Source organism: Mycobacterium sp. UNC410CL29Cvi84 (genome assembly GCF_000686745.1).
Lineage (GTDB): Bacteria > Actinomycetota > Actinomycetes > Mycobacteriales > Mycobacteriaceae > Mycobacterium > Mycobacterium mucogenicum_B.
Map to the genome: position 1 here is coordinate 377656 of NZ_JMLM01000002.1, position 18257 is coordinate 395912.

The 18257-nt window shown below is 65.7% G+C and carries 18 protein-coding genes; 9 read left to right on the forward strand and 9 right to left on the reverse strand.

All coding sequences use genetic code 11. The annotated features are described in order from the left end of the window. Positions 1 to 3: 3 nt before the first annotated feature. Entirely contained in the window at positions 4 to 972 is a 969-nt protein-coding gene (locus BR47_RS31920; protein WP_029118843.1) for a PE-PPE domain-containing protein, read from the reverse strand. 326 nt (positions 973 to 1298) lie between these two features. Beyond that, entirely contained in the window at positions 1299 to 1772 is a 474-nt protein-coding gene (locus BR47_RS0105480; RefSeq protein WP_020100292.1) for a GtrA family protein, read from the reverse strand. Between the two features lie 91 nt (positions 1773 to 1863). On the opposite strand from BR47_RS0105480, the gene BR47_RS0105485 reads away from it, so the two are divergent. The 4 genes from BR47_RS0105485 to BR47_RS0105500 all read left to right on the forward strand — a co-directional run bounded on the left by BR47_RS0105485 (position 1864) and on the right by BR47_RS0105500 (position 4755). Next, positions 1864 to 2469, forward strand: a complete 606-nt coding sequence (locus BR47_RS0105485) for a cadmium resistance transporter (protein WP_029118844.1) — start codon at positions 1864 to 1866, stop codon at positions 2467 to 2469. Positions 2470 to 2476: 7 nt separating this feature from the next. Continuing rightward, positions 2477 to 3898: a WS/DGAT/MGAT family O-acyltransferase gene (locus tag BR47_RS0105490; protein WP_020100294.1), complete on the forward strand. Its 1422-nt coding sequence runs from the start codon at positions 2477 to 2479 to the stop codon at positions 3896 to 3898. Between the two features lie 193 nt (positions 3899 to 4091). Continuing rightward, positions 4092 to 4319, forward strand: coding sequence for a hypothetical protein (locus BR47_RS0105495; protein ID WP_029118845.1), 228 nt, complete (start codon positions 4092 to 4094; stop codon positions 4317 to 4319). A 7-nt stretch (positions 4320 to 4326) separates the two neighbouring features. Then, on the forward strand, positions 4327 to 4755 hold the full coding sequence (locus BR47_RS0105500; protein ID WP_020100296.1) for a QcrA and Rieske domain-containing protein: 429 nt from the start codon (positions 4327 to 4329) through the stop codon (positions 4753 to 4755). Positions 4756 to 4769: 14 nt separating this feature from the next. Here the strand turns inward: BR47_RS0105500 and BR47_RS0105505 are convergent, their stop codons facing one another. Further along, a complete protein-coding gene (locus BR47_RS0105505; protein WP_020100297.1) occupies positions 4770 to 5009 on the reverse strand; it encodes a hypothetical protein in 240 nt (79 codons plus the stop codon). 161 nt (positions 5010 to 5170) lie between these two features. Here BR47_RS0105505 and BR47_RS0105510 point away from each other — a divergent pair, with 161 nt between their 5' ends. Both BR47_RS0105510 and BR47_RS0105515 read left to right on the forward strand, forming a co-directional pair. Next, entirely contained in the window at positions 5171 to 5905 is a 735-nt protein-coding gene (locus tag BR47_RS0105510) for a cutinase family protein (protein ID WP_020100298.1), read from the forward strand. Between the two features lie 10 nt (positions 5906 to 5915). Beyond that, positions 5916 to 6581 carry an alpha/beta fold hydrolase gene (locus BR47_RS0105515; protein WP_020100299.1) on the forward strand — a complete coding sequence of 222 codons (666 nt, stop codon included), beginning with the start codon at positions 5916 to 5918 and terminating at the stop codon, positions 6579 to 6581. Positions 6582 to 6595: 14 nt separating this feature from the next. Here the strand turns inward: BR47_RS0105515 and BR47_RS0105520 are convergent, their stop codons facing one another. After that, a complete protein-coding gene (locus BR47_RS0105520) occupies positions 6596 to 7813 on the reverse strand; it encodes an RNA polymerase sigma factor (RefSeq protein WP_020100300.1) in 1218 nt (405 codons plus the stop codon). 17 nt (positions 7814 to 7830) lie between these two features. Further along, positions 7831 to 8184 (reverse strand): YciI family protein, encoded by a 354-nt coding sequence (locus BR47_RS0105525; RefSeq protein WP_036420360.1) that lies wholly within the window; start codon positions 8182 to 8184, stop codon positions 7831 to 7833. A gap of 169 nt (positions 8185 to 8353) precedes the next feature. Between BR47_RS0105525 and BR47_RS0105530 the strand changes: the two genes are divergently transcribed. After that, on the forward strand, positions 8354 to 8836 hold the full coding sequence (locus tag BR47_RS0105530; RefSeq protein ID WP_081831201.1) for a DinB family protein: 483 nt from the start codon (positions 8354 to 8356) through the stop codon (positions 8834 to 8836). A gap of 22 nt (positions 8837 to 8858) precedes the next feature. Here the strand turns inward: BR47_RS0105530 and BR47_RS0105535 are convergent, their stop codons facing one another. Next, a complete protein-coding gene (locus BR47_RS0105535) occupies positions 8859 to 10328 on the reverse strand; it encodes an FAD-dependent oxidoreductase (protein ID WP_020100303.1) in 1470 nt (489 codons plus the stop codon). Between the two features lie 343 nt (positions 10329 to 10671). Between BR47_RS0105535 and BR47_RS0105540 the strand changes: the two genes are divergently transcribed. Then, positions 10672 to 11709, forward strand: a complete 1038-nt coding sequence (locus tag BR47_RS0105540) for a PDDEXK family nuclease (RefSeq protein ID WP_029104949.1) — start codon at positions 10672 to 10674, stop codon at positions 11707 to 11709. A 473-nt stretch (positions 11710 to 12182) separates the two neighbouring features. On the opposite strand, the gene BR47_RS0105545 is transcribed toward BR47_RS0105540, so the two are convergent. Continuing rightward, positions 12183 to 14360, reverse strand: a complete 2178-nt coding sequence (locus BR47_RS0105545) for a glutamine synthetase III family protein (RefSeq protein ID WP_020100305.1) — start codon at positions 14358 to 14360, stop codon at positions 12183 to 12185. 95 nt (positions 14361 to 14455) lie between these two features. Further along, positions 14456 to 15235 carry an alpha/beta fold hydrolase gene (locus BR47_RS0105550; protein ID WP_029104950.1) on the reverse strand — a complete coding sequence of 260 codons (780 nt, stop codon included), beginning with the start codon at positions 15233 to 15235 and terminating at the stop codon, positions 14456 to 14458. Positions 15236 to 15324: 89 nt separating this feature from the next. Here BR47_RS0105550 and BR47_RS0105555 point away from each other — a divergent pair, with 89 nt between their 5' ends. After that, complete coding sequence (locus tag BR47_RS0105555; protein ID WP_029118847.1) at positions 15325 to 17091, forward strand: GNAT family N-acetyltransferase; 1767 nt, start codon at positions 15325 to 15327, stop codon at positions 17089 to 17091. Positions 17092 to 17098: 7 nt separating this feature from the next. Here BR47_RS0105555 and BR47_RS0105560 read toward each other — a convergent pair whose 3' ends face one another. Further along, complete coding sequence (locus BR47_RS0105560; RefSeq protein WP_029118848.1) at positions 17099 to 18250, reverse strand: MFS transporter; 1152 nt, start codon at positions 18248 to 18250, stop codon at positions 17099 to 17101. Positions 18251 to 18257: the final 7 nt, after the last annotated feature.

Here is an 18257-nt window from a genome sequence, read left to right on the forward strand (position 1 = left end):
GAATTACCTCCTCGATTCCCCGCCATGGCGAGTTTTCCGAAAACCGAACCCCCGCTTAGGCTTCGGCGCCTTCTCTTTGTCTTCCTTCGCATCCGACGCGTCCGCGCTCTCTGGCGGCGCCGGCTTGGCCCTGCCCAGAGCCTTTGCAGCCAGGGCGACGATCGACGGCCGGGCCGCGGGTTCGCGCGGTGCGACCTGCGGGCGGCGGACGTAGGCCCGGTCGATCTGCGGTCGGAGCAGAGCGTCGATGAGGGACGTGTTCAGCCCGGCATCACGCAACGGTTGTGTGAGTGGCAATCGCCGGGTGGGCACCACGTAATGCGTGGTGGTGCCGCCGGCGGCATTGGTGCGGACGGTCGTGAGCGTGCCCGGTGTCGCCGGGTTGGCGGCCGACCCGTAGTCGGTGTGCACGAATCCGATTCCCATGACGGCGTTGAGGACAGCCAAACGCGTCGGCTTGTCCGGCCAATCCGAGAAGCCGTCGTACTCGCGGACGATTTCGGTGGTGGGGTATGCGCTTGCCCTTGGCACGTTCGGTGCGAACAGTTGCAGTGCCGGATTCTTGGTCGTGATGCCGCCTGTGGTGTTCTGCGGGTCACCGAAGGTCACGAACTGGAGATTGTCTGCACGACGACGGCTGAACGAATCCTGCAGCGAGCGCGAAAGTTTCACATAGTTCAGGACGATGGCGCCCTGGCTCAGGCCGGCGAGGGTGACGTCGGCGTCCTCCGGAACCGCGGCGAGGGTCGCGTTCACCTTGGTGGTACCAATGACGGCGTCAGCTCCGAACAACAGGCCGGCGGGGTAGCCGATGCCATGGATGGTGCCGCGGGAATCCAGATATCCGTCGGCCAACCCGAGGGCCTCGCGCGAGGTCGGTGAGACGTCGCACAGGCACGTGCCCTGCAGATAAAAGGTGACGTCGGGGCTTTCAACCGATGCCGCCGCCGACGGCGGCACGCTGATCGCCACGCAGAGTACGACAACGAAACCTGTTGCACTGCAGCGGTTCAGACCGGCCACGGGGCAGTTCCTATCTGTGCACGAGGAGGGGATTGCGGTTGATACGCAGCGCGCGACCAGTCGGGCGACGATGTCGCCCGTGGTGACGTACGTGGAATCTCGCTGATGAGTCAGCGGCGGTGATGGCGGCGTGGAGCGAATGATTCTCGCCGGCGCGTCTGATGTGCCCTGCCGTCCCCGACTACCCCCGTTTGGTACCTCAGTACAACTTGACCAGGCGAAATTAACACCGCTGCAGCATCTTTGCATGCCATGAGACGCAGGTCACCGCAAGGTCAGCGCCGGAACACCACCCAGCGCATCGCCGCGTACATGTAGACCGCCTCGCAGGCGCCCGCGGCCATCCGGGCGACGTGGTACTCGACGCCGAGCGCCGACAATCCGGTCGACACCCCCAGGATGAACGCCAGGTAGTTGACGGCGACCACGACGACGTAGACGGCCAACTGCGGACCGACCGCACCGTGCGAACTGAAGTTGAAGATCCGGTTCAGCACGTAACTGAGCCCGAACGCGCAGACGTACGACACCGTGACCGCCACCGCCAGTGGCAGCCCCAGCCCGTCGCGCAGTCCGGTGAGCAACAACAGGTCGATCGCGAACGTGCAGCCGTTGATCAGGGCGAAGCCCAGGAACGTCGGAGCGACAACCGTTTTGAGTCCGAAGGGCAGCCGGCTGACGGCCAGTTCGCAGCCCCGGTGGAATCGGTCGACGGCGCGCTGCAGGCCACTCGCCGAGTCGACGGTCACGCGGGCACTGTGTCATGGGCCGGCATCGGCCAGGTAGCCGCGAGACGAACTCTGCGCTGCGGACCGGCGGCGTCCCGTATCGTCCACCGCGATGAGCGTCGCCACCATCTCGTCGGCGGTCGCGACGTTCGCGGTCACCAACATCGACGACCTCGTGGTACTCGCAGTGTTCTTCGGCCAGGCGCGCGGCCACCGCAGTGCGGCGACGAGGGTCTTCGCGGGGCAGTATCTGGGCTTCGTCGCCATCGTGGTGGTGTCGATATGCGCCGCGCTTCTCGGTGCGGCATTGCTTCCGGCCGCCGTGCTGCCGTACCTCGGGCTGCTGCCGATCGCATTGGGGCTCAGGGCCGCCTGGGCGGCCTGGCAGAGCCGCGGTGCGCAGCCGCTGGAAGCCGAGGGCGGGCCGTCGTCGTCCGCGCCGGGTGTCTGGCAGGTCGCCGGCGTGACCTTCGCGAACGGCGGCGACAACATCGGCGTGTACGTGCCGATGTTCGCGGTCGCCACCCCGGGCACGGTCGCCGTGTATGTCGTGGTGTTTCTCGTCGGGGTCGGGGTCTGGTGTGTCGCCGGTCGATACTTCGCGTCCCACCCGGTCGTCGCCAACACGTTCTCGCGGTGGGGACACCTCATCCTGCCGGTGGTCCTGATTGCGGTCGGGACCACGATCCTCGTCGAAGGCGCCGTCTTCGCGCGGTGACCGCAGTATGTTCACCCGGGTGACCAGCAAACGACTGTCGCCGCTCGATTCGATGTTCCTGGCGGCCGAATCTCCCGAGACGATGATGCACGTGGCGGGACTCATGCAGTTCCGCCCGACGTCGGGCGACGCTGGGGACATCCTGGATCAACTGCGCGACGAGATCTACGGGTCGAACGAGATCGAGCCGCCGTGGAACATGAAACTGCAGACGCCGTGGTTCCTGCTCAATCCGCTGCAGCGGTGGGTCGAGGACCCGAAGTTCGACGTCATGTATCACGTACGGCGGTCCGCGTTGCCGCGTCCCGGCGACCAGCGCGAGTTGGGAATCCTGATCTCCCGCTTGCATGCTCGGCAACTGGACCTGACGCGACCGCCCTGGGAGCTGCACATCATCGAGGGCCTCGACGACGGCAACGTCGCGTTGTACGTGAAGATGCACCACTCGCTCGTCGACGGCTACACGGCGATGAAGACGCTCATCCGGTCGATGTCGACCGACCCCTCCGATACCGACACCCCGTTGTTCTTCCGGAACCCGGTGCCGAAGCGGGAGCGCAAGAAAGACGAGAAGGACAGCAGCCTCATTCCCGACATCGGTGGGCTGCTGCGATCCATCACCTCGGAGTTGTCGACCGTCATCGATCTGCCTGCCGCGTTCGCCAAGCTGGCCATGACCGCGGTGAGCAGGAGTAATCCGCTCGTCGGACCGGGGCAGGCGCCGCACACCATTTTCAACGGTCGCATCGGCCGGAGCCGGCGGTTCGCCACGCAGCAGTACGACATCGCGCGCTTGCGGGCCGTCGCCGATGCGGCCGGCGCGACCCTCAACGACGTCGCGCTCGCGATCTGTGGCGGCGGACTGCGCGACTATCTCCTCGGACTCGACGCCCTGCCCGACAAGTCGCTGATCGCCATGTTGCCGGTCAACATTCGGCCGAAAGACGATCCCGGCGGCGGCAATGCCGTGGGCGCCATTCTCGCGACCCTCGGTACCGACCTCGCCGACGCCCGCGAGCGGATCGAGGCCATCAGCGCGTCGACGAAGGCGGCCAAAGATCAGCTGTCGGGGATGACCAGTACGGCGATCCTCGCCTATACGGCGGCGCTGATGGCGCCGTTCCTCGTGCAGACCGGGGCTGCGACAGTGGGTGCCCCCAAGGTGGCCCCGGCGTCCTACAACGTCATCTTGTCGAACGTCCCCGGACCCGACTACCCGCTGTACTTCCGCGGCAACGAGCTGGTGTCCACCTATCCGGTGTCGATTCCCGTCCATGGTGTCGGCCTGAACATCACGTGTCAAAGCTATTCGGGCACATTGAATTTCGGCTTCACCGGCTGCCGCGACTCGATGCCGCACATGCAGAAGCTGGCCATCAAGACCGGTGCGGCATTGGTGGCGCTGGAGCAGGCCTACGGTCTGCTGTGAAAACAGTGTGTAAACGCAATTGACTCAAGTGCAGGAACGAACCATCACAGCAGCCTCAAGGGTGCTACCTTCACCGGACCAGATAGCGCCGGAGAGTGGGTATGAAATGAGTGCAACGACGACGCGATTCGCTCGCATGTCAATGGGGGCAGCAACGTTCGGCGTTGCATCAGCGGTGGCTGCATTGATCAGCATGCCGATCGCGCACGCTGACGAACTCCAGTGCTCGGACGGCCTGGTCGCCTCCGAAGGCACCTGCGTGCCGCCGGCCGACGGCCCCGCGGCCCCGGAAGCGGCGCAGGGACCGTTCAACGCTCCTGAGTCGTCGCTCGACGACCCCAGCTTGTTCACGCCGCCCTACCAGTTGACCGAGGACGAAGTGGCCTCGCCCGGGTACAACGCCGGAGGCGGCCGGCGGTAAGCCGGCCATGGCCGAAACCGGACACCCGAGCCGCCGGGGAGTACTCCTCGGCGCGGGTGCCGTCAGCGCCGGGATGGTGCTTGCCGCCTGCGGCGGGAAAGAGTCGCCGTCGTCGGGCAGCCAGTCCACGAGCACTGAGACCAAGGCCGCGTCCCCGTCGGTGAAGACAGCCGACGTCCCGGTGGGTGGGGGCGTGGTTCTCGCCGCGGCGAAGGTCGTCGTCACTCAGCCGAAGGCCGGTGAGTTCAAGGCGTTCACCGCGGTCTGTACCCACAAACAGTGCACGCTGTCGAAGGTCGCCGACGGCACCATCGACTGTCCTTGCCACGGAAGCAAATTCAGCGTCGTCGACGGCTCCGTCGTCACCGGGCCGGCGGACGAACCGCTGGCGCCGAAGACGGTGACGGTCGCCGGGGACACGCTGACCGTCGGCTGACCTCGGCCCCTCGGCTACACCGAACCGTCGCATCCGCGGACGCCGCCGGCGGTCACCTTGGGTGCGGTGGAGCTGCCGCCACCGATCGAACTCGGCGCGGTGGTGTGCGACTGGACCGAGACGGTCGGCTTGGTCGGAGGTTCCGGCTGCGGATTGAACGCCTGGGCGGTGCCCGAAGCCAGTCCGAAACCGATCAGTGTCAGGCCGCCCGACAGCAGCGCCGTGCCCGCGGCCTTTTTGATGGTGGTGATCATGGTGTCTCCCTCTCGCTGGTTCGGCCTGCGTCGACCGTTGTGAGCAATGGTGAGATGCCGCCCTTGGTGGATTCTTGGCAGATTCCTGTGGCTCGCGGGTATCGCCCGCCATCTGCTGTGTGTCAGCATGGAAAGGCCGGTCGCAGTGAGCTGGAGCTGATATGGACATCATCAAGCTGTTCCACGCCAGGCGGTTACCCCACCTCGCCGGGGTCGCCACGGTCGTCGCTTCCGCTTTTGTGGGTGCTCCGGCGCCACCGGCGTCCGCCGAGCCCTGTCCCGATGTCGAGGTGGTGTTCGCCCGCGGCACCAGCGAGCCACCGGGTATCGGGATGGCCGGCCGCGCGCTCGTCGATGCGCTGCAGGCACAGGCAGGCAACAAGTCCGTCGCGGTGTATCCGGTGAACTATGCGGCCAGCAGCGATTTCGGGAACCGTCTGGACTTCGTGCAGAGCGTCGTCGACGGGGTCAAGGACGCCGCCACGCATGTCGAAGCGACCGCGGCGGCCTGCCCGCAGACCAGGATCGTCCTCGGCGGATATTCGCAGGGCGCGGTGGTGTCGGGGTTCACGACCGCGAACGCGCTCCCGAAGGAGATCCCGGCGGATTTGGCGGAGTACACCTGGTACGCGCCCAAGCCGATGCCGCCGGCAATCGCGAACCACGTTGCGGCGCTTGTGCTGTTCGGAAAGCCCTCGTCTCAGTTCATGGCGGACATCGGCGCGCCACCGATAGCCATCGGGCCCGCGTATGTGGCCAAGACGATCGAGCTGTGCGTGCCCGACGACACCATCTGCAACGGGGCGCCCGCCGCTGGGCCGTCGTTCGCGCACATCACGTACGGCTCGAACGGAATGGCTGACCAGGCCGCGACTTTCGTCGTCGGAAGGCTGTGACCGCGGCCTCATGACGACGTTCCTGCTCGTTCCGGGTGGTGGGTGCGATCCGTCGTACTGGCGATTTGTGTTGCGCGAGTTGGCTGTTCGTGGGCATCGCGGAATCGCGGTTGACCTGCCGTGCGACGATGATGCGGCCGATCTGAACACCTATGCCGACGTGGTCGCGGCACAACGACTCGATGACGGCGAACCTCCTGTGGTCGTGGCGCATTCATTCGGCGGCTTCACGGGAGCGCTGGCCTGTCCGCGGGTCGGTGCGGCGGAGTTGGTCTATGTCTCGGCGATGGTTCCGCGGCCGGGGGAGCGCCCCGGTGATTGGTGGAGCGCCACCGGATGTGTTGCCGCGCAACGGGAAGCGGCCGCAGTGGGTGGGTACGACATCGACGATGCCGTCGCGCTGTACTACAACGGCGTCGACCTCGCGGTGGTCGCGGAAGAGATCGAACGCGCGCAATCCGAGACCCCGTCGCTGAAACCGTGGCCGGCGGAAGCACTTCCGCAGGTTCCGACGCGGTTCATCCTCTTCCGCGACGACCGGTTCTTCCCCGAAGGATTCATGCGGCGCGTGGTCGCGGATCGTCTCGGCATCGAACCCGAGGTCATGCCCGGCGGCCACATGGCGATGCTGTCGCATCCGGTCGAACTCGTCGACCTGCTGACGAAATCGCGCTGACGGTCGGGATCCGGTCAACTGTCCAAGGCGTCGTGAGCGCGGCGCAGGTATGCCTCCTCGATGGGGTTCGCGGTCAGCGCGGCCGCGCGGCGGTAGGCCTCGGCCGCCTCGGCTGTGCGGCCGAGGCGAGACAGCAATGCGGCGCGGACCGCGTGGTAGACGTGGTAGCCGGCCAGATCGAGCGCTTCCACCAGGTCCAGCGCGGGCTGCGGGTCATGTACCTCGGCGACCGCCACGGCGCGATTGAGCGCGACAACGGGAGTCGGGGCAATGGCCATCAGCTGGTCGTACAGCGCGAGAATCTGGCGCCAGTCGGTGGCGGCGGCAGTCGGCGCGTCACTGTGCACGGCGTTGATGGCGGCCTGGATCTGATAGGGCCCGGGCTGGTTTCGGCGCAGGCATCGGCGCACCAACGCCTGCCCTTCTCCGATGAGGCCGCGGTCCCACTCACTGCGGTCCTGGTCGGTGAGCAGCACCAGATTGCCGTCCGCATCTGTCCGCGCCGTGCGTCGTGCATCGGTCAGCAGAATCAGCGCGAGCAGTCCCCATATCTCGGGCTCGTCCGGCATCAGCTCGGCCAGCAGCCGGCCGAGCCGAACCGCCTCGCCGGTGAGATCGGCCCGTACGAGATCGTCGCCCGAGCTGGCGGTGTGTCCCTCGTTGAAGATGAGGTACACCACGGCGAGTACCCCGTGCAGACGGTCGGGCAGGTCGCTGTCGTGCGGCACGCGGTAGGGGATGCGGGCATCGCGGATCTTGCGCTTGGCGCGGACCAGCCGTTGCGCGACAGTGGTTTCCGGGATCAGGAAGGCGCTGGCGATCGCTTTGGTGGATAGGCCGCCGAGCAGGCGGAGCGTCAGTGCGACCCGCGCATCAAGAGCGAGCGCCGGGTGACAGCACGTGAAGATCAGGCGGAGCCGGTCGTCGTGCACGGGGCCTTCTTCGGGCTGTTCGCCATCGGCCGCCGGGTAGAGCAGTGCCGCCTGGGCGTGTCGCTCGCCGCGGACGGATTCCCGGCGGAACCGGTCGACGATCGTGTGGGCGGCGGTGGTGATGATCCATCCGGCAGGGCTCGGCGGCGGGCCGGTCTGGGGCCAGCGATCGACCGCTTTGGTGAAGGCGTCCTGGACCGCCTCCTCGGCGAGGTCGATGTCACCGAATCGACGGACCAGGACGGCCACCGCCCGCCCGTACTCCCGCCGGAACACACCGGCGATCTCTACGGGCGCCATCTGCGGCACGGTTGTGTTCAGCTCCTCAGATCGCCCCGGAACGGGCGCACCTCGATGGGTAGGAGCCGCACGGCTTCCGCCTGCCTGCGCGCCCAGCCGAGCGCGGAATCCAGATCAGGCACGTCGATGATGGTGAATCCGCCCAGATGTTCCTTGCCCTCGACGTACGGGCCGTCCGTCGTCAGGACGGTGCCGTCGCTGACCCGCACGACGGTCGACGCATCGGGACCGTGCAAGCCGCCGGAGAACACCCACACGCCCGCCGCCTTCATATCGTGCTCGACCGCGTCCAGCGCATCCATGATCGGTCCCAGCACGTCCGGCGGTGGCGGATCGCCGACCGGCTGATGCATGGCGAGTAGGTAGTGCATGACCGTCACTCCTCGATCTGGGGGCGGCCGGTTGCCACCCTTCACCTTCTACACGAACGACTACCCCGGATTTCGACAGAAACGGGATTTTCCTCGGCGATCGGCAGAATGTCGGGATGGCCTGGCACCATCGAGAAGCGTGACTTCCGTGCAGCGGCCGGTGCCGCCCATGAATGCCGACGAGCGCACCACACTCGAGGGTTGGCTCGACTTCTACCGCGCGACGCTGGCGGCGAAATGCGAGGGCCTCGACGACGAGCAGCTGCGCACCGCGTCCGCACCGCCGTCTGAGCTGACGCTGCTGGGCTTGCTGCGGCACGCCGCGGAGGTGGAGCGCAACTGGTTCCGCCGGGTGCTCGCCGGTGAGCAGGCACCACCGATTTTCGGGCCCTCGGATCACCCCGAGGGCCACGACGGCGGGTTCGCGCTGTCACCGGAGTCGTCGTACCCGCTTGCGTTTCGCATCTGGCACGACGAGATCGCCCATGCGCGTGCAAACTGTGCCGCGCGCCGGCTCGACGACACCAGCCCGTTCATGGGCGGCGAGGTGAGCCTGCGCTGGATCTACACGCACATGATCGCCGAGTACGCCCGCCACTGCGGGCACGCCGACGTCATCCGCGAACGGATCGATGGTGCAACCGGCGTCTGAAACACGTTCTCGCAGAACGCGGTTAGACCTGGCCCGTGAGATGCTCCAACGGCCCGCAGCGGACGTCGTAGCGCTTGTGGATCGTGTCGAGCGTGGCCCGATGACGTTCCCGGTCCCGGCGGTGCGTGCGCTGGAACCGCACCATCGCGGCCAGCCGTCGAGGCAGCGGATACCAGAGCAACAGGTCCGAGCCGAAACCGGCGAATACCTTGTTAGGCAAATAGTCGAAGGCCAAACTCAGGTTGTAGAGAGTCAGGGGAAAGCCTGGGGGGACCGGGGACCGCCCCATCTTGTCGCGCAAGTCCTCGGCGTCGAGTTCATATAACGGCAGGGTGTGCAGCCCTTCCGTGAACATCAAGTGGGTCAGGAAATACGCCGCTTGGAGCGTGAGGGGAATGGCAGTCGACCTCTGTTGAATCGACAATGTGCGTCCCGACGGTGAGACGAACGGTTCATACGGATGCGAGCCACGCAACAACAGTCCTGTGCAGTTGACCAACCAGGTGCCTTGGGGTACTTGCTCGGTGCGGCCGCTGCGGAACTTGAGTTCCGTTGAGCCATCACGGTCGACCGCGTCGGTGAAGTACTCGTTGTCGGCCCGGCGGAGGCCGCCGTTGATGACAGCCATTTCCGCGTCGGACGTCACGCCGCCGAAGCCATGCGCGAAGTCGCATTTCTCGCCGGTTGGGCCGGTACCGAGCGTGGCGTAATACCAGCGGAGGACCTCGTCTTCGTTGGTGCCGTCGTAGCGCTTGGCGAGTCCGTCCCCGAGGGTGGTGAACGGCAGCCCGCCGAACCACCGCCCACGAATCCCTTCAGGCAGCAGGACATCCCGTCGGAGTGCGATCGAGCCGCGGCCTACCACCATATTCACCTCGCGTCCCGGGCAACGGGTGATGAGCAGGTGGGCGGTGTCCAGGCCGGTCTTGCCGCCGCCGATAATCCACACCGGCGCGTCGGATTCGATGACCTGGGCAAGGTCGTTGGGTGTGGTCGACCGGACGCGATGACTGGTAACGGGTAGTGGCGGGTTCGGCTCGACCTGGAAGCCGAACGCTTTGATCAACCGCTTTGTCTCCACCAGTCGCTCATGTCCTGAAGGGTCCCGCAGCGTCACCCGGACTATGCCGTCGGTCTCCTCGTGCGATACGTAGGCCCAGCCGAAGCGCGCGTCGAGATCGACTCGCCGGGCCACCACATCCATACAGTGCTGCAAATGGTCGAGGATCTCCGGCTTGCTCGCCAGGTAACCGCGTTCCCTACCCAGCGTCCATTTGATGTTGCCGGCGGTGAACAGCTGATACGGCTGATGAAGGCGTACGTAGTCGTAGGTGTCGAGCCACATCCCGCCGACACGCGGCCGCCGGTCTACGAGGACGACTTTGCCATTGGGCCCCAGGTATTGGGCGGCGACCGCCAGCGCGTTGAGGCCGGCGATACCGGCGCCGAGAATGCAGACATCGGATCGATCGACGCGCTGTGAATCAGTCACGGCAAAGATTCACCACCGATTTCCTTTGGCCATCGAGACAATCTCGCATCGAGTATGCGCTGGTAGTCGAAAATTTGCCGGCGTTCTGGAAATCGGGCGGACCCGCTGCTCAGGGGACGTAGAGCAATCCCGAACTGATGTCTGTGAGGGTGAGTGGGATTCGGACAAATGGCGAAAATATCTCTTGAAATGCCCAAACCCCCAACCTACCCACAACCACCGTTCGTGGAATCGCTGCGGCCCTAGGGCTGTACGCCGATTCGCGCTTGCGGGAGGGGCACCATCTAGGGTCCGTTCGGCGCCCTACGGGGCAGTGAGCACCCTGGCGGATACCGTGGACGCCGTGACCAAGCCGCACAAGGTGCCCCTTTCCCCGATGCTCGTTCAATACCTCGTCGGCTTGTTCGCGCTAAAGCACGGCGGGGGCGTGGGCCATAACGTCATCGTCGGTGATGAGGTTGCAGACGAAGCGTCTGAGACTCGACGCGATGTAGACGTGACGGTCTCGATACCAGGCGGCGAGGTCTATCACTTCGCTGGTTACGAAGTGAAGCACTGGAAGAAGTCGCTTGATGTGTCGCACGTCGAAGCACTCGCCCTCAAGCTGAAAGACATGCCTTCGGTGACGCACCGAGCAATCGTCTGCACCTCGGGGTACTCCGAAGCCGCGATAAAGAAGGCGGCCTATCACGGTGTCGACCTCTACGTGATCAAGGAATGGACCAGGCCAATCGAACTTGACTTTCCCGACCTCGCCCCGATGAAAGGCCCGCCATCGGAGGTGTTCAGAGCCTCGCAGCACTACCTGACATGGCCGCAATGGCACATCCACGTTCACATGTGCGACGCGCCCGAGTTCTTGACAATCCCCTGGGCGACTCCGGTTCTCGACGCAGAAGCCAAGCCGCACCCGGCTTATACTGACTTCCGAGAATTCGCAGAATCCATGCTCGTCGCATCGACCGAAACCCTCTGTCTCACAAAGCCGATGACAGATCGGCTGCCGTCAGGATTTCCGCCGTCCAGCGATGAGCCGGCCCCAGCCGAAAATCCGACGTGGTCACACGGTCACACGTTCGATGTTCACCAGATAGGGGCTTACTTACGGGGTCCAGAGGGCGCATTGCACCGAATCGAGGCGGTGACACTGCAGGGACAGATGAGCTGGGAGCGAACACCCATGCTGTACCTCGCAATGGAGAAAGTCCCGACTGGCGAGATGTTCACGTCCGCCCTGATCGGCCTGAGTCCGGTGCCAGGACGCATGCACGCCATCCTATTTCCAAAGGAGGGGCGCGAACTCACAATCAAGTGGGTGACACTGACTCGGAATCAGTTGAACTCCATCAAGCAATTGCAGGTGACACTTGAGGGCAACTGAAGGATCGACGGCTGACGCTTGAACGGCAGTGGGGCCGGTACCCCCCGTGCCGGGGCTCGCGCAATTTCGAGTTAACCGAGGCTTGTAGGTGCTCAGGGCTCCCGTTCCGACATTCCCAACGTCGTGCCTGAACGCGAACCCCTCGACTTCATGCGCCACGAGGTTCACGTCTAACGCGAAGCGCAAATGCTCAAGGGCGGCGGAGTCGAACTGCGGTCACCGAAGTACGGCAGTGAGCGCATCGTCTACGCACCGGGGGCTTGATTGCCGCCGGGTGCGACGCAGTCACCGTGCAGCGGGTAACTGCCACTGCTCGCCGTCGTTGACGCTGAACACGTATTCGCACCTGTTGCCCAAAGCAGAAGACCGTACGCGCAAGGCTGTGGACCAGATGCTGACAGGAGCACTTACTGCGGCCCGAGTGCGGTCCGAGTGCGGTCCGAGGCGCAGTAAGTGCCTACTGGCCAGCGGTTCTAGAGGACGTAGAGCATCTCCTGATAGGTCGGCAGCGGCCACAGGTCGTCGGCCACGACAGTCTCCAGCGTGTCGGCCGCGGCACGGACGGCCTCCATGGCGGGCAACAACGCAACTTGCGCGTGCTTGGCCTCGTCGTAGGCGGACTCGGCCGAATGATCTGCCAGCGCCGCCGTCAGCGTTGCCAACGCGTCACTGAGTGCGGTGATCGGCTCTGAGATCGATTGCAGCAGCGTCAAACTCGGTGTCATGCCGGCTGCCGTCAAAGCAGCGACGTTCTGCGCGAGCTCGGTTTGGTAGCGCAGCGCGGCCGGCAGCACGATGGTGGAACCGATCTCGAGTGCCAGCTTGGCCTCGACGCCGATCGTCAGCGCGTACTGCTCCAGACGAACCTCGTAGCGACTGTGCAACTCCCGCTCGTTGAAGACGCCGTACTTCTCGAAGACCGCGACCGCCTCGGGCTTGATCAGTTCCGGAATGGCGTCCAGCGTGGTCTTCAGGTTCGGCAGCCCGCGGGAGGCCGCCTCGGCTTGCCAGTTCTCCGAGTATCCATCGCCGTTGAACACCACCGCACCATGCTCGGTGATCACCTCGGTGAGCAGCTTCTGCACCGCGGTGTCGAACTCCTCGCCGTCGGCCACGGCCTGCTCCAGATTGGTGGCGATGTAGTCGAACGAGTCGGCCATGATGGTGTTGAGGACGATCATCGGCACCGCCACCGTCTGGCCCGAACCGGGCGCCCGGAACTCAAACCTGTTGCCGGTGAAGGCGAACGGGCTGGTGCGGTTGCGGTCACCGGGGTCGGTCGGCAGCACCGGCAGGGTGTCAACGCCGATGATCATGCTGCCCTTGCCCTTCGACGACGTCGCGGCGCCCTTGGCGATCTGCTCGAAGACGTCGGCGAGCTGATCACCCAGGAAGATCGAGATGATCGCGGGCGGTGCCTCATTGGCACCCAAGCGGTGGTCATTCGTCGCCGACGCCACCGAAACCCGCAGGAGCCCACCGAATTTGTGCACGGCGCGGATGACGGCGGCGCAGAACACCAGGAACTGGGCGTTCTCGTGGGGCGTGTCGCCCGGCACCAGCAATGACCCCAGTTCGGCGTTGCCGACGGAGAAGTTGACGTGCTTGCCCGAACCGTTCACGCCGGCGAATGGCTTCTCGTGGAACAGGCATTCCATGCCGTGCTTCTTGGCGATGGTCTTGAACACGGTCATCAGCAACTGCTGGTGGTCGGACGCGATGTTGGCGCGCTCGAACATGGGGGCCACCTCGAACTGTCCGGGGGCGACCTCATTGTGGCGGGTCTTGGCGGGGATGCCGAGCTTGAACAGCTCCCGCTCGGTGTCCATCATGAACCCCAGCACCCGGTCGGGGACGGCACCGAAATAGTGGTCGTCGAACTCCTGGCCCTTGGGCGGTTTGGCGCCGAACAGCGTACGGCCGGAGTTGATCAGGTCGGGCCGAGCGAGGAAGAAGTGGCGGTCGACCAGGAAGTACTCCTGCTCGGGACCACAGAACGAGACGACTTTCTCGAGATCCTTGTGGCCGAACAGCGTCAAGATGCGTTCCGCGTGAATGCCCATGGCCTGCTGGCTGCGCAGCAGCGGCGTCTTGTAGTCCAGCGCCTCGCCGGTCATCGACACGAAAACCGTTGGGATGCACAGAGTGTTGCCGTTCGGGTTTTCCAGGATGTACGCCGGGCTGGTCACGTCCCAGCCGGTGTAGCCGCGGGCCTCGAACGTGGATCGCAGACCGCCGGACGGAAAGCTCGACGCGTCGGGCTCACCCTGCACCAGGGTCTTGCCGGCGAACTCGGCCAGCGCCTGCCCGTCCGAGACCGGCTCGAGGAAGCTGTCGTGCTTCTCGGCAGTCAGGCCGGTCATCGGATAGAAGACGTGCGCGTAGTGCGTCGCGCCCTTCTCCAGCGCCCAGTCCTTCATCGCGGCCGCTACGGCATCGGCGACCGTCGGATCGAGCTTGGCGCCCTTTTCGATGGTGGCCACCACCGATTTGTAGATCGCCTTCGGCAGGCGTGCCTGCATCTCGGCCTTGGTGAACACGTTCGTGCCGAAGATCTCGCCGGGCGCTTCAGCCGGATCGAAGGTGTACGCCGGTGGCGTATAGGCCTGGACGCCGGCGATCGCTCGCAGCCGGGTGGCATTTCCGCTCAATGCAGTTCCTATCCCTACGTGAATGACCGCTTCACACTAGGGACGCCTCATGGCAGCAGTGTTACGTCGATGTCAAGGGCGGCGTTCAGTACGAGTCAGCTTCGGCGGCCGACATCCTGGCTCAGAATCTTGGGCCAGGTTTCGACGTCCTCCGGGGTGTGCGCGATCGTCAGGGTCGACCGCGGCATCAGTGCGGCGAGGGCTTCCGCGGTCGAGAGCGGGTGCGCCGGGTCGTCGATCCAGGCCAGGATCGTTGTCGGCACGTCGATCCGCGCGATGGCTTCGGGTGCAGGGAGGTCACTGAGCGCGGCACCGCGAAACAGTGACGGCAGCAGGGCGTCGGCGACGTCGGGAACTGTTTCGGGTGCACCCACGGTGGCCGGCGGCTGGACCGCGCCACGGCTGGCGGCGATGAATGCCCCGACGCCCTCGGTCTCGATGAGTGTGGCCGCAGCCTCGTAGTGCGCGGCCTGGGCGCGTCGGGTCTCCCACGCGGTGGCCGGAACCATCAGGGTCAGACCCGTGAACCGTTCTGGTTCGCGGGACGCCGCGTGCAACAGCGTTCCGGTGCCCATCGACGGGCCGACCCCGTGCACCGGTTCGCCGGGAAACCATCGGTCGAGCAGGTTCAACAAGTCAGCGGCGAGCTGTTCCCAGCGATAGTCCTCGGGAACTTTCCGACCCGTCGACTTGCCGTGGCCGCGTGCGTCGTAGCGCAGCAGCCGCGTGCCGCTGAGTCCTCGGCCCAGGTCGAGATTGAGTACGCGATCGCGTGCACGGCTGGAGGTGAGTCCGTGGAGTTGGACAACGGGATGGCCACCTTCGTCGCTCAGTTCAACCGCAAGCTCGGCTCCGGGAACTGCGAAAGTAGGCATCAGGCAACTCTTTCCGTAACCGATCGCCTCGTCGTGGAGTCGACCTGCTGACCGAGCATTCAGGCTAACTGGGGCGCTAGGGTACCGCCATGCGTCTCACGAACGTCTCGCACCTGCGACTACCGTTCGGACGCCTCTGGGGCTATGACGTCTCGGTGTCCGCACCGGGTCGACGCCTTCCGGTGTCCTTTGACCAGCGGATTCATGTCGGTGCGGGAGCCCGGCCCGGTTCGTGGATGGCGTTGTCCATTCGCTTGCCGGAGCGGGTGAGCCGGGAATCGCTGGCCGACGCATGGCTGGCGGTGGTGGCCCGCCATGGCACGTTGCGGACCGCATTCTCGGCGGGGCCGGACGGCGATCCGCAACTTCACGAGATCGAAGTCGGTCCCGGCGGTTGGGTCGAGCATGAGATAGCTGCCGGACAGGCGGTGAACGATGCGCTGCGCGGCGTTCTGGATGCGGCCTGCTCGCCGTATCAGCAGCCCTCACATCGGATGTGTCTGTTGGAGACCGCCGCTGGGTTGACCGTGGTGATAGCCGCCGACCACAGCCACGTCGACATGTGGTCGATGCTGGTGATCGCTCGGGACCTACTGACGCTGCTCGCCGGTGCGCGCAACGGCCGGGCGGCTTCGCTGCCGCCGGCACCCGCATTTGTCGAACACACCCAGGCGCTCCTCGACCGTCCCGCGGCGCCGGACCACGTCCGGGAGACGTGGGCGCGCATCATCGCCGACAGCGGCGGAGTGATGCCGTGCTTCCCGTTGCCGCTGGGCGAGCCCGAGCTGGGGCCCGAGCGCGTCGAAGTCCGGGATGTGTTCGACGTCGATGCCGGTGCGGCGTTCGCCGTGCAAGCCCGCAACGACGGAGTGTCGACTCTGGCGCTGGCGGTGGCCGCGATGACGGCCGTGACCCGGGAGTTGGCCGACGCGCCGCTTCGCGCCGTTTTCCCGGTGCACAGTCGCTTCGACACCACCTGGCATGACTCGGTGGGTTGGTTCATCACCAATTCGGTACTGGAGTCGACCGTCGCCGATCCGCGAGCCGCAGCCGGGGCGGTCAAGGAAGCAGTGCAACTCGGCTCGTGGCCGTTGGCGGACGTGCTGTCCCCTTGGGGCGGCATGCCGATGTCGCCGGGGATGTTCGCGATCTCGTGGCTGGACCTGCGGCGGCTTCCGGTCCGGATCGATGACGTCGGGCTGGACGCTCAGTACGTGAGCGCCGCCATCCAGACCGACGGTGTCATGCTCTGGTTCATCCTGGACGAGTCCGGCCTGCATCTGCGATGTCGCTATCCCGACACCCGCGAGGCGCGAGCGAATGTCGGAGCGTGGCTCGACCTGTTGGTGACGCGTCTGCAGTCGCAAGCACGCACATCGGTTCGGGGACTGCTGCGGGTGGGGGACCGTAGTTTCCGCGTGGAACGGGCGGCCCGTGACGATGTCGCGTCGATCGTCGCGCTGCTGTCCGACGACGAATTCGGCCAGGATCGGGAGACCGCAGACCTCGAAGACTACGAGGCGGCCTATGACGTTCTCGTCCGCGACCATTCCAACTACCTCGGGGTTGTCCGTAACTGTTCCGATGTCATCGTCGCGACGGTGCAGCTGACCGTGATTCCGGGTCTGTCCCGCGGTGGCTCAACCCGGCTGCAGATAGAAGGACTGCGGGTCACCGCTGCCGAGCGTCGGCAGGGTTTGGGCACGGCCCTGGTGCAGTGGTCGCACGAGTACGGCCGGGCACACGGTGCGCGGTTGGCTCAGGTGACGACCGACGAAGCGCGCGAACAGGCTCGGGCGTTCTATGACCGCCTCGGGTACCACGCCGCGCACGTCGGCCTCAAACGCACCATCTGAGTTCGCCTCAGAGGTCGGCAATCGCCGAATGTCGTTGCAGGAAAGCTGTTTCGCCGGTCAGCAGACCGGCGACGAGAAGTGCTGCGCCACAAGCACCGATGGTCGCCGGCCAGCCGAATGATGCCACCGCCGCCGCGCCGAACGCCGTGCCGAGACTTCCGCCCACGAAGTAGACCACCATGTACGCGCTGTTGAATCGGGCGGGTGCGGACGGATCGATCGCCAAGATCGTGGTCTGATTCGCCACCTGTGCCGCGAACAGACCGGCATCGAACGCGGCCAGCGCGACCATCGTCGCCCACGGGCTGCCCAACCCGAAGGCAAGGACCGGACAGGCCGCGCCCGCCACCGCGAGACCGACAAGGATCACCGGCCGGAAACCCAATCGGTCCGTGTAGACACCGGCAACGCGCGTCGCGAAGATCCCGGTGATGCCCGCCAAGGCGTACAGCCCGATCTGCTTGGCGGACAAGAAATATGGACCTTGCGACAATGCGACAGCAATCCCGGACCAGACCGCGCAGAACGCGAAGAACCACAACGATCCACGCAGCGCGCCACGGCGGAGCACCCGGCACCGTAGGAGGAGTCCGGGCACCGCCGCCAATTCGGCGAAGTAGTTCCGCTCGATCGTTCCGGCGGTGGTCGGCAGGAACCACAGGCAAGCGCCGGCGACTCCGACGGTGGCTGCCGCGACCGTGAGAAGCATTGCGTGCCAACCGATCAGGTCGGTCAACCAACCTCCGGCGATCCGTCCTGCCAAGATGCCCGCCGAGATGCCGGCGGTGACGATACCCAGGATGGTCGCACGCCGATGCTCGGGCGCGAGCCGGCCGACGATGGAGCTGAGACCCGCGCCCACCGAGGAGCAGGCGCCGGTCAGCAGCAATCCGAACCCGACCAGCCAGACGGTATCGGCAACGGTGGTCAACGTGAGCGCGCCGCCGAGCGCCAGGAATTGTGAGGCGACCACCCGCCGGGGCGACAATCTGTCGACCAGCGGAACCAGGAGCGCGAGGCCCAGCAGGTAACCGATCGGCCCACACGCCAGCGCCGCCCCGACGGGGGTCGGACCAGACCCGAGCGACCGTGCGATGTCTGCGATGGCCGGTTGCAGCGGGTAGATGGTAGCGGTCCCCAAGGCGGCGGCGAGCGACATGAAAAGG

Coding starts and splice junctions, on each gene's coding strand:
- BR47_RS0105525 (WP_036420360.1), bottom strand. CDS start 8,184: ATGCACTACCTACTCGCCATGCATCAGCCGGTCGGCGATCCGCCACCG.
- BR47_RS0105555 (WP_029118847.1), top strand. CDS start 15,325: ATGCGTCTCACGAACGTCTCGCACCTGCGACTACCGTTCGGACGCCTC.
- BR47_RS0105520 (WP_020100300.1), bottom strand. CDS start 7,813: ATGGCGCCCGTAGAGATCGCCGGTGTGTTCCGGCGGGAGTACGGGCGG.
- BR47_RS0105490 (WP_020100294.1), top strand. CDS start 2,477: ATGTTCACCCGGGTGACCAGCAAACGACTGTCGCCGCTCGATTCGATG.
- BR47_RS0105505 (WP_020100297.1), bottom strand. CDS start 5,009: ATGATCACCACCATCAAAAAGGCCGCGGGCACGGCGCTGCTGTCGGGC.
- BR47_RS0105530 (WP_081831201.1), top strand. CDS start 8,354: ATGAATGCCGACGAGCGCACCACACTCGAGGGTTGGCTCGACTTCTAC.
- BR47_RS0105510 (WP_020100298.1), top strand. CDS start 5,171: ATGGACATCATCAAGCTGTTCCACGCCAGGCGGTTACCCCACCTCGCC.
- BR47_RS0105560 (WP_029118848.1), bottom strand. CDS start 18,250: ATGTCGCTCGCCGCCGCCTTGGGGACCGCTACCATCTACCCGCTGCAA.
- BR47_RS0105495 (WP_029118845.1), top strand. CDS start 4,092: ATGCCGATCGCGCACGCTGACGAACTCCAGTGCTCGGACGGCCTGGTC.
- BR47_RS0105515 (WP_020100299.1), top strand. CDS start 5,916: ATGACGACGTTCCTGCTCGTTCCGGGTGGTGGGTGCGATCCGTCGTAC.
- BR47_RS0105485 (WP_029118844.1), top strand. CDS start 1,864: ATGAGCGTCGCCACCATCTCGTCGGCGGTCGCGACGTTCGCGGTCACC.
- BR47_RS0105500 (WP_020100296.1), top strand. CDS start 4,327: ATGGCCGAAACCGGACACCCGAGCCGCCGGGGAGTACTCCTCGGCGCG.
- BR47_RS0105550 (WP_029104950.1), bottom strand. CDS start 15,235: ATGCCTACTTTCGCAGTTCCCGGAGCCGAGCTTGCGGTTGAACTGAGC.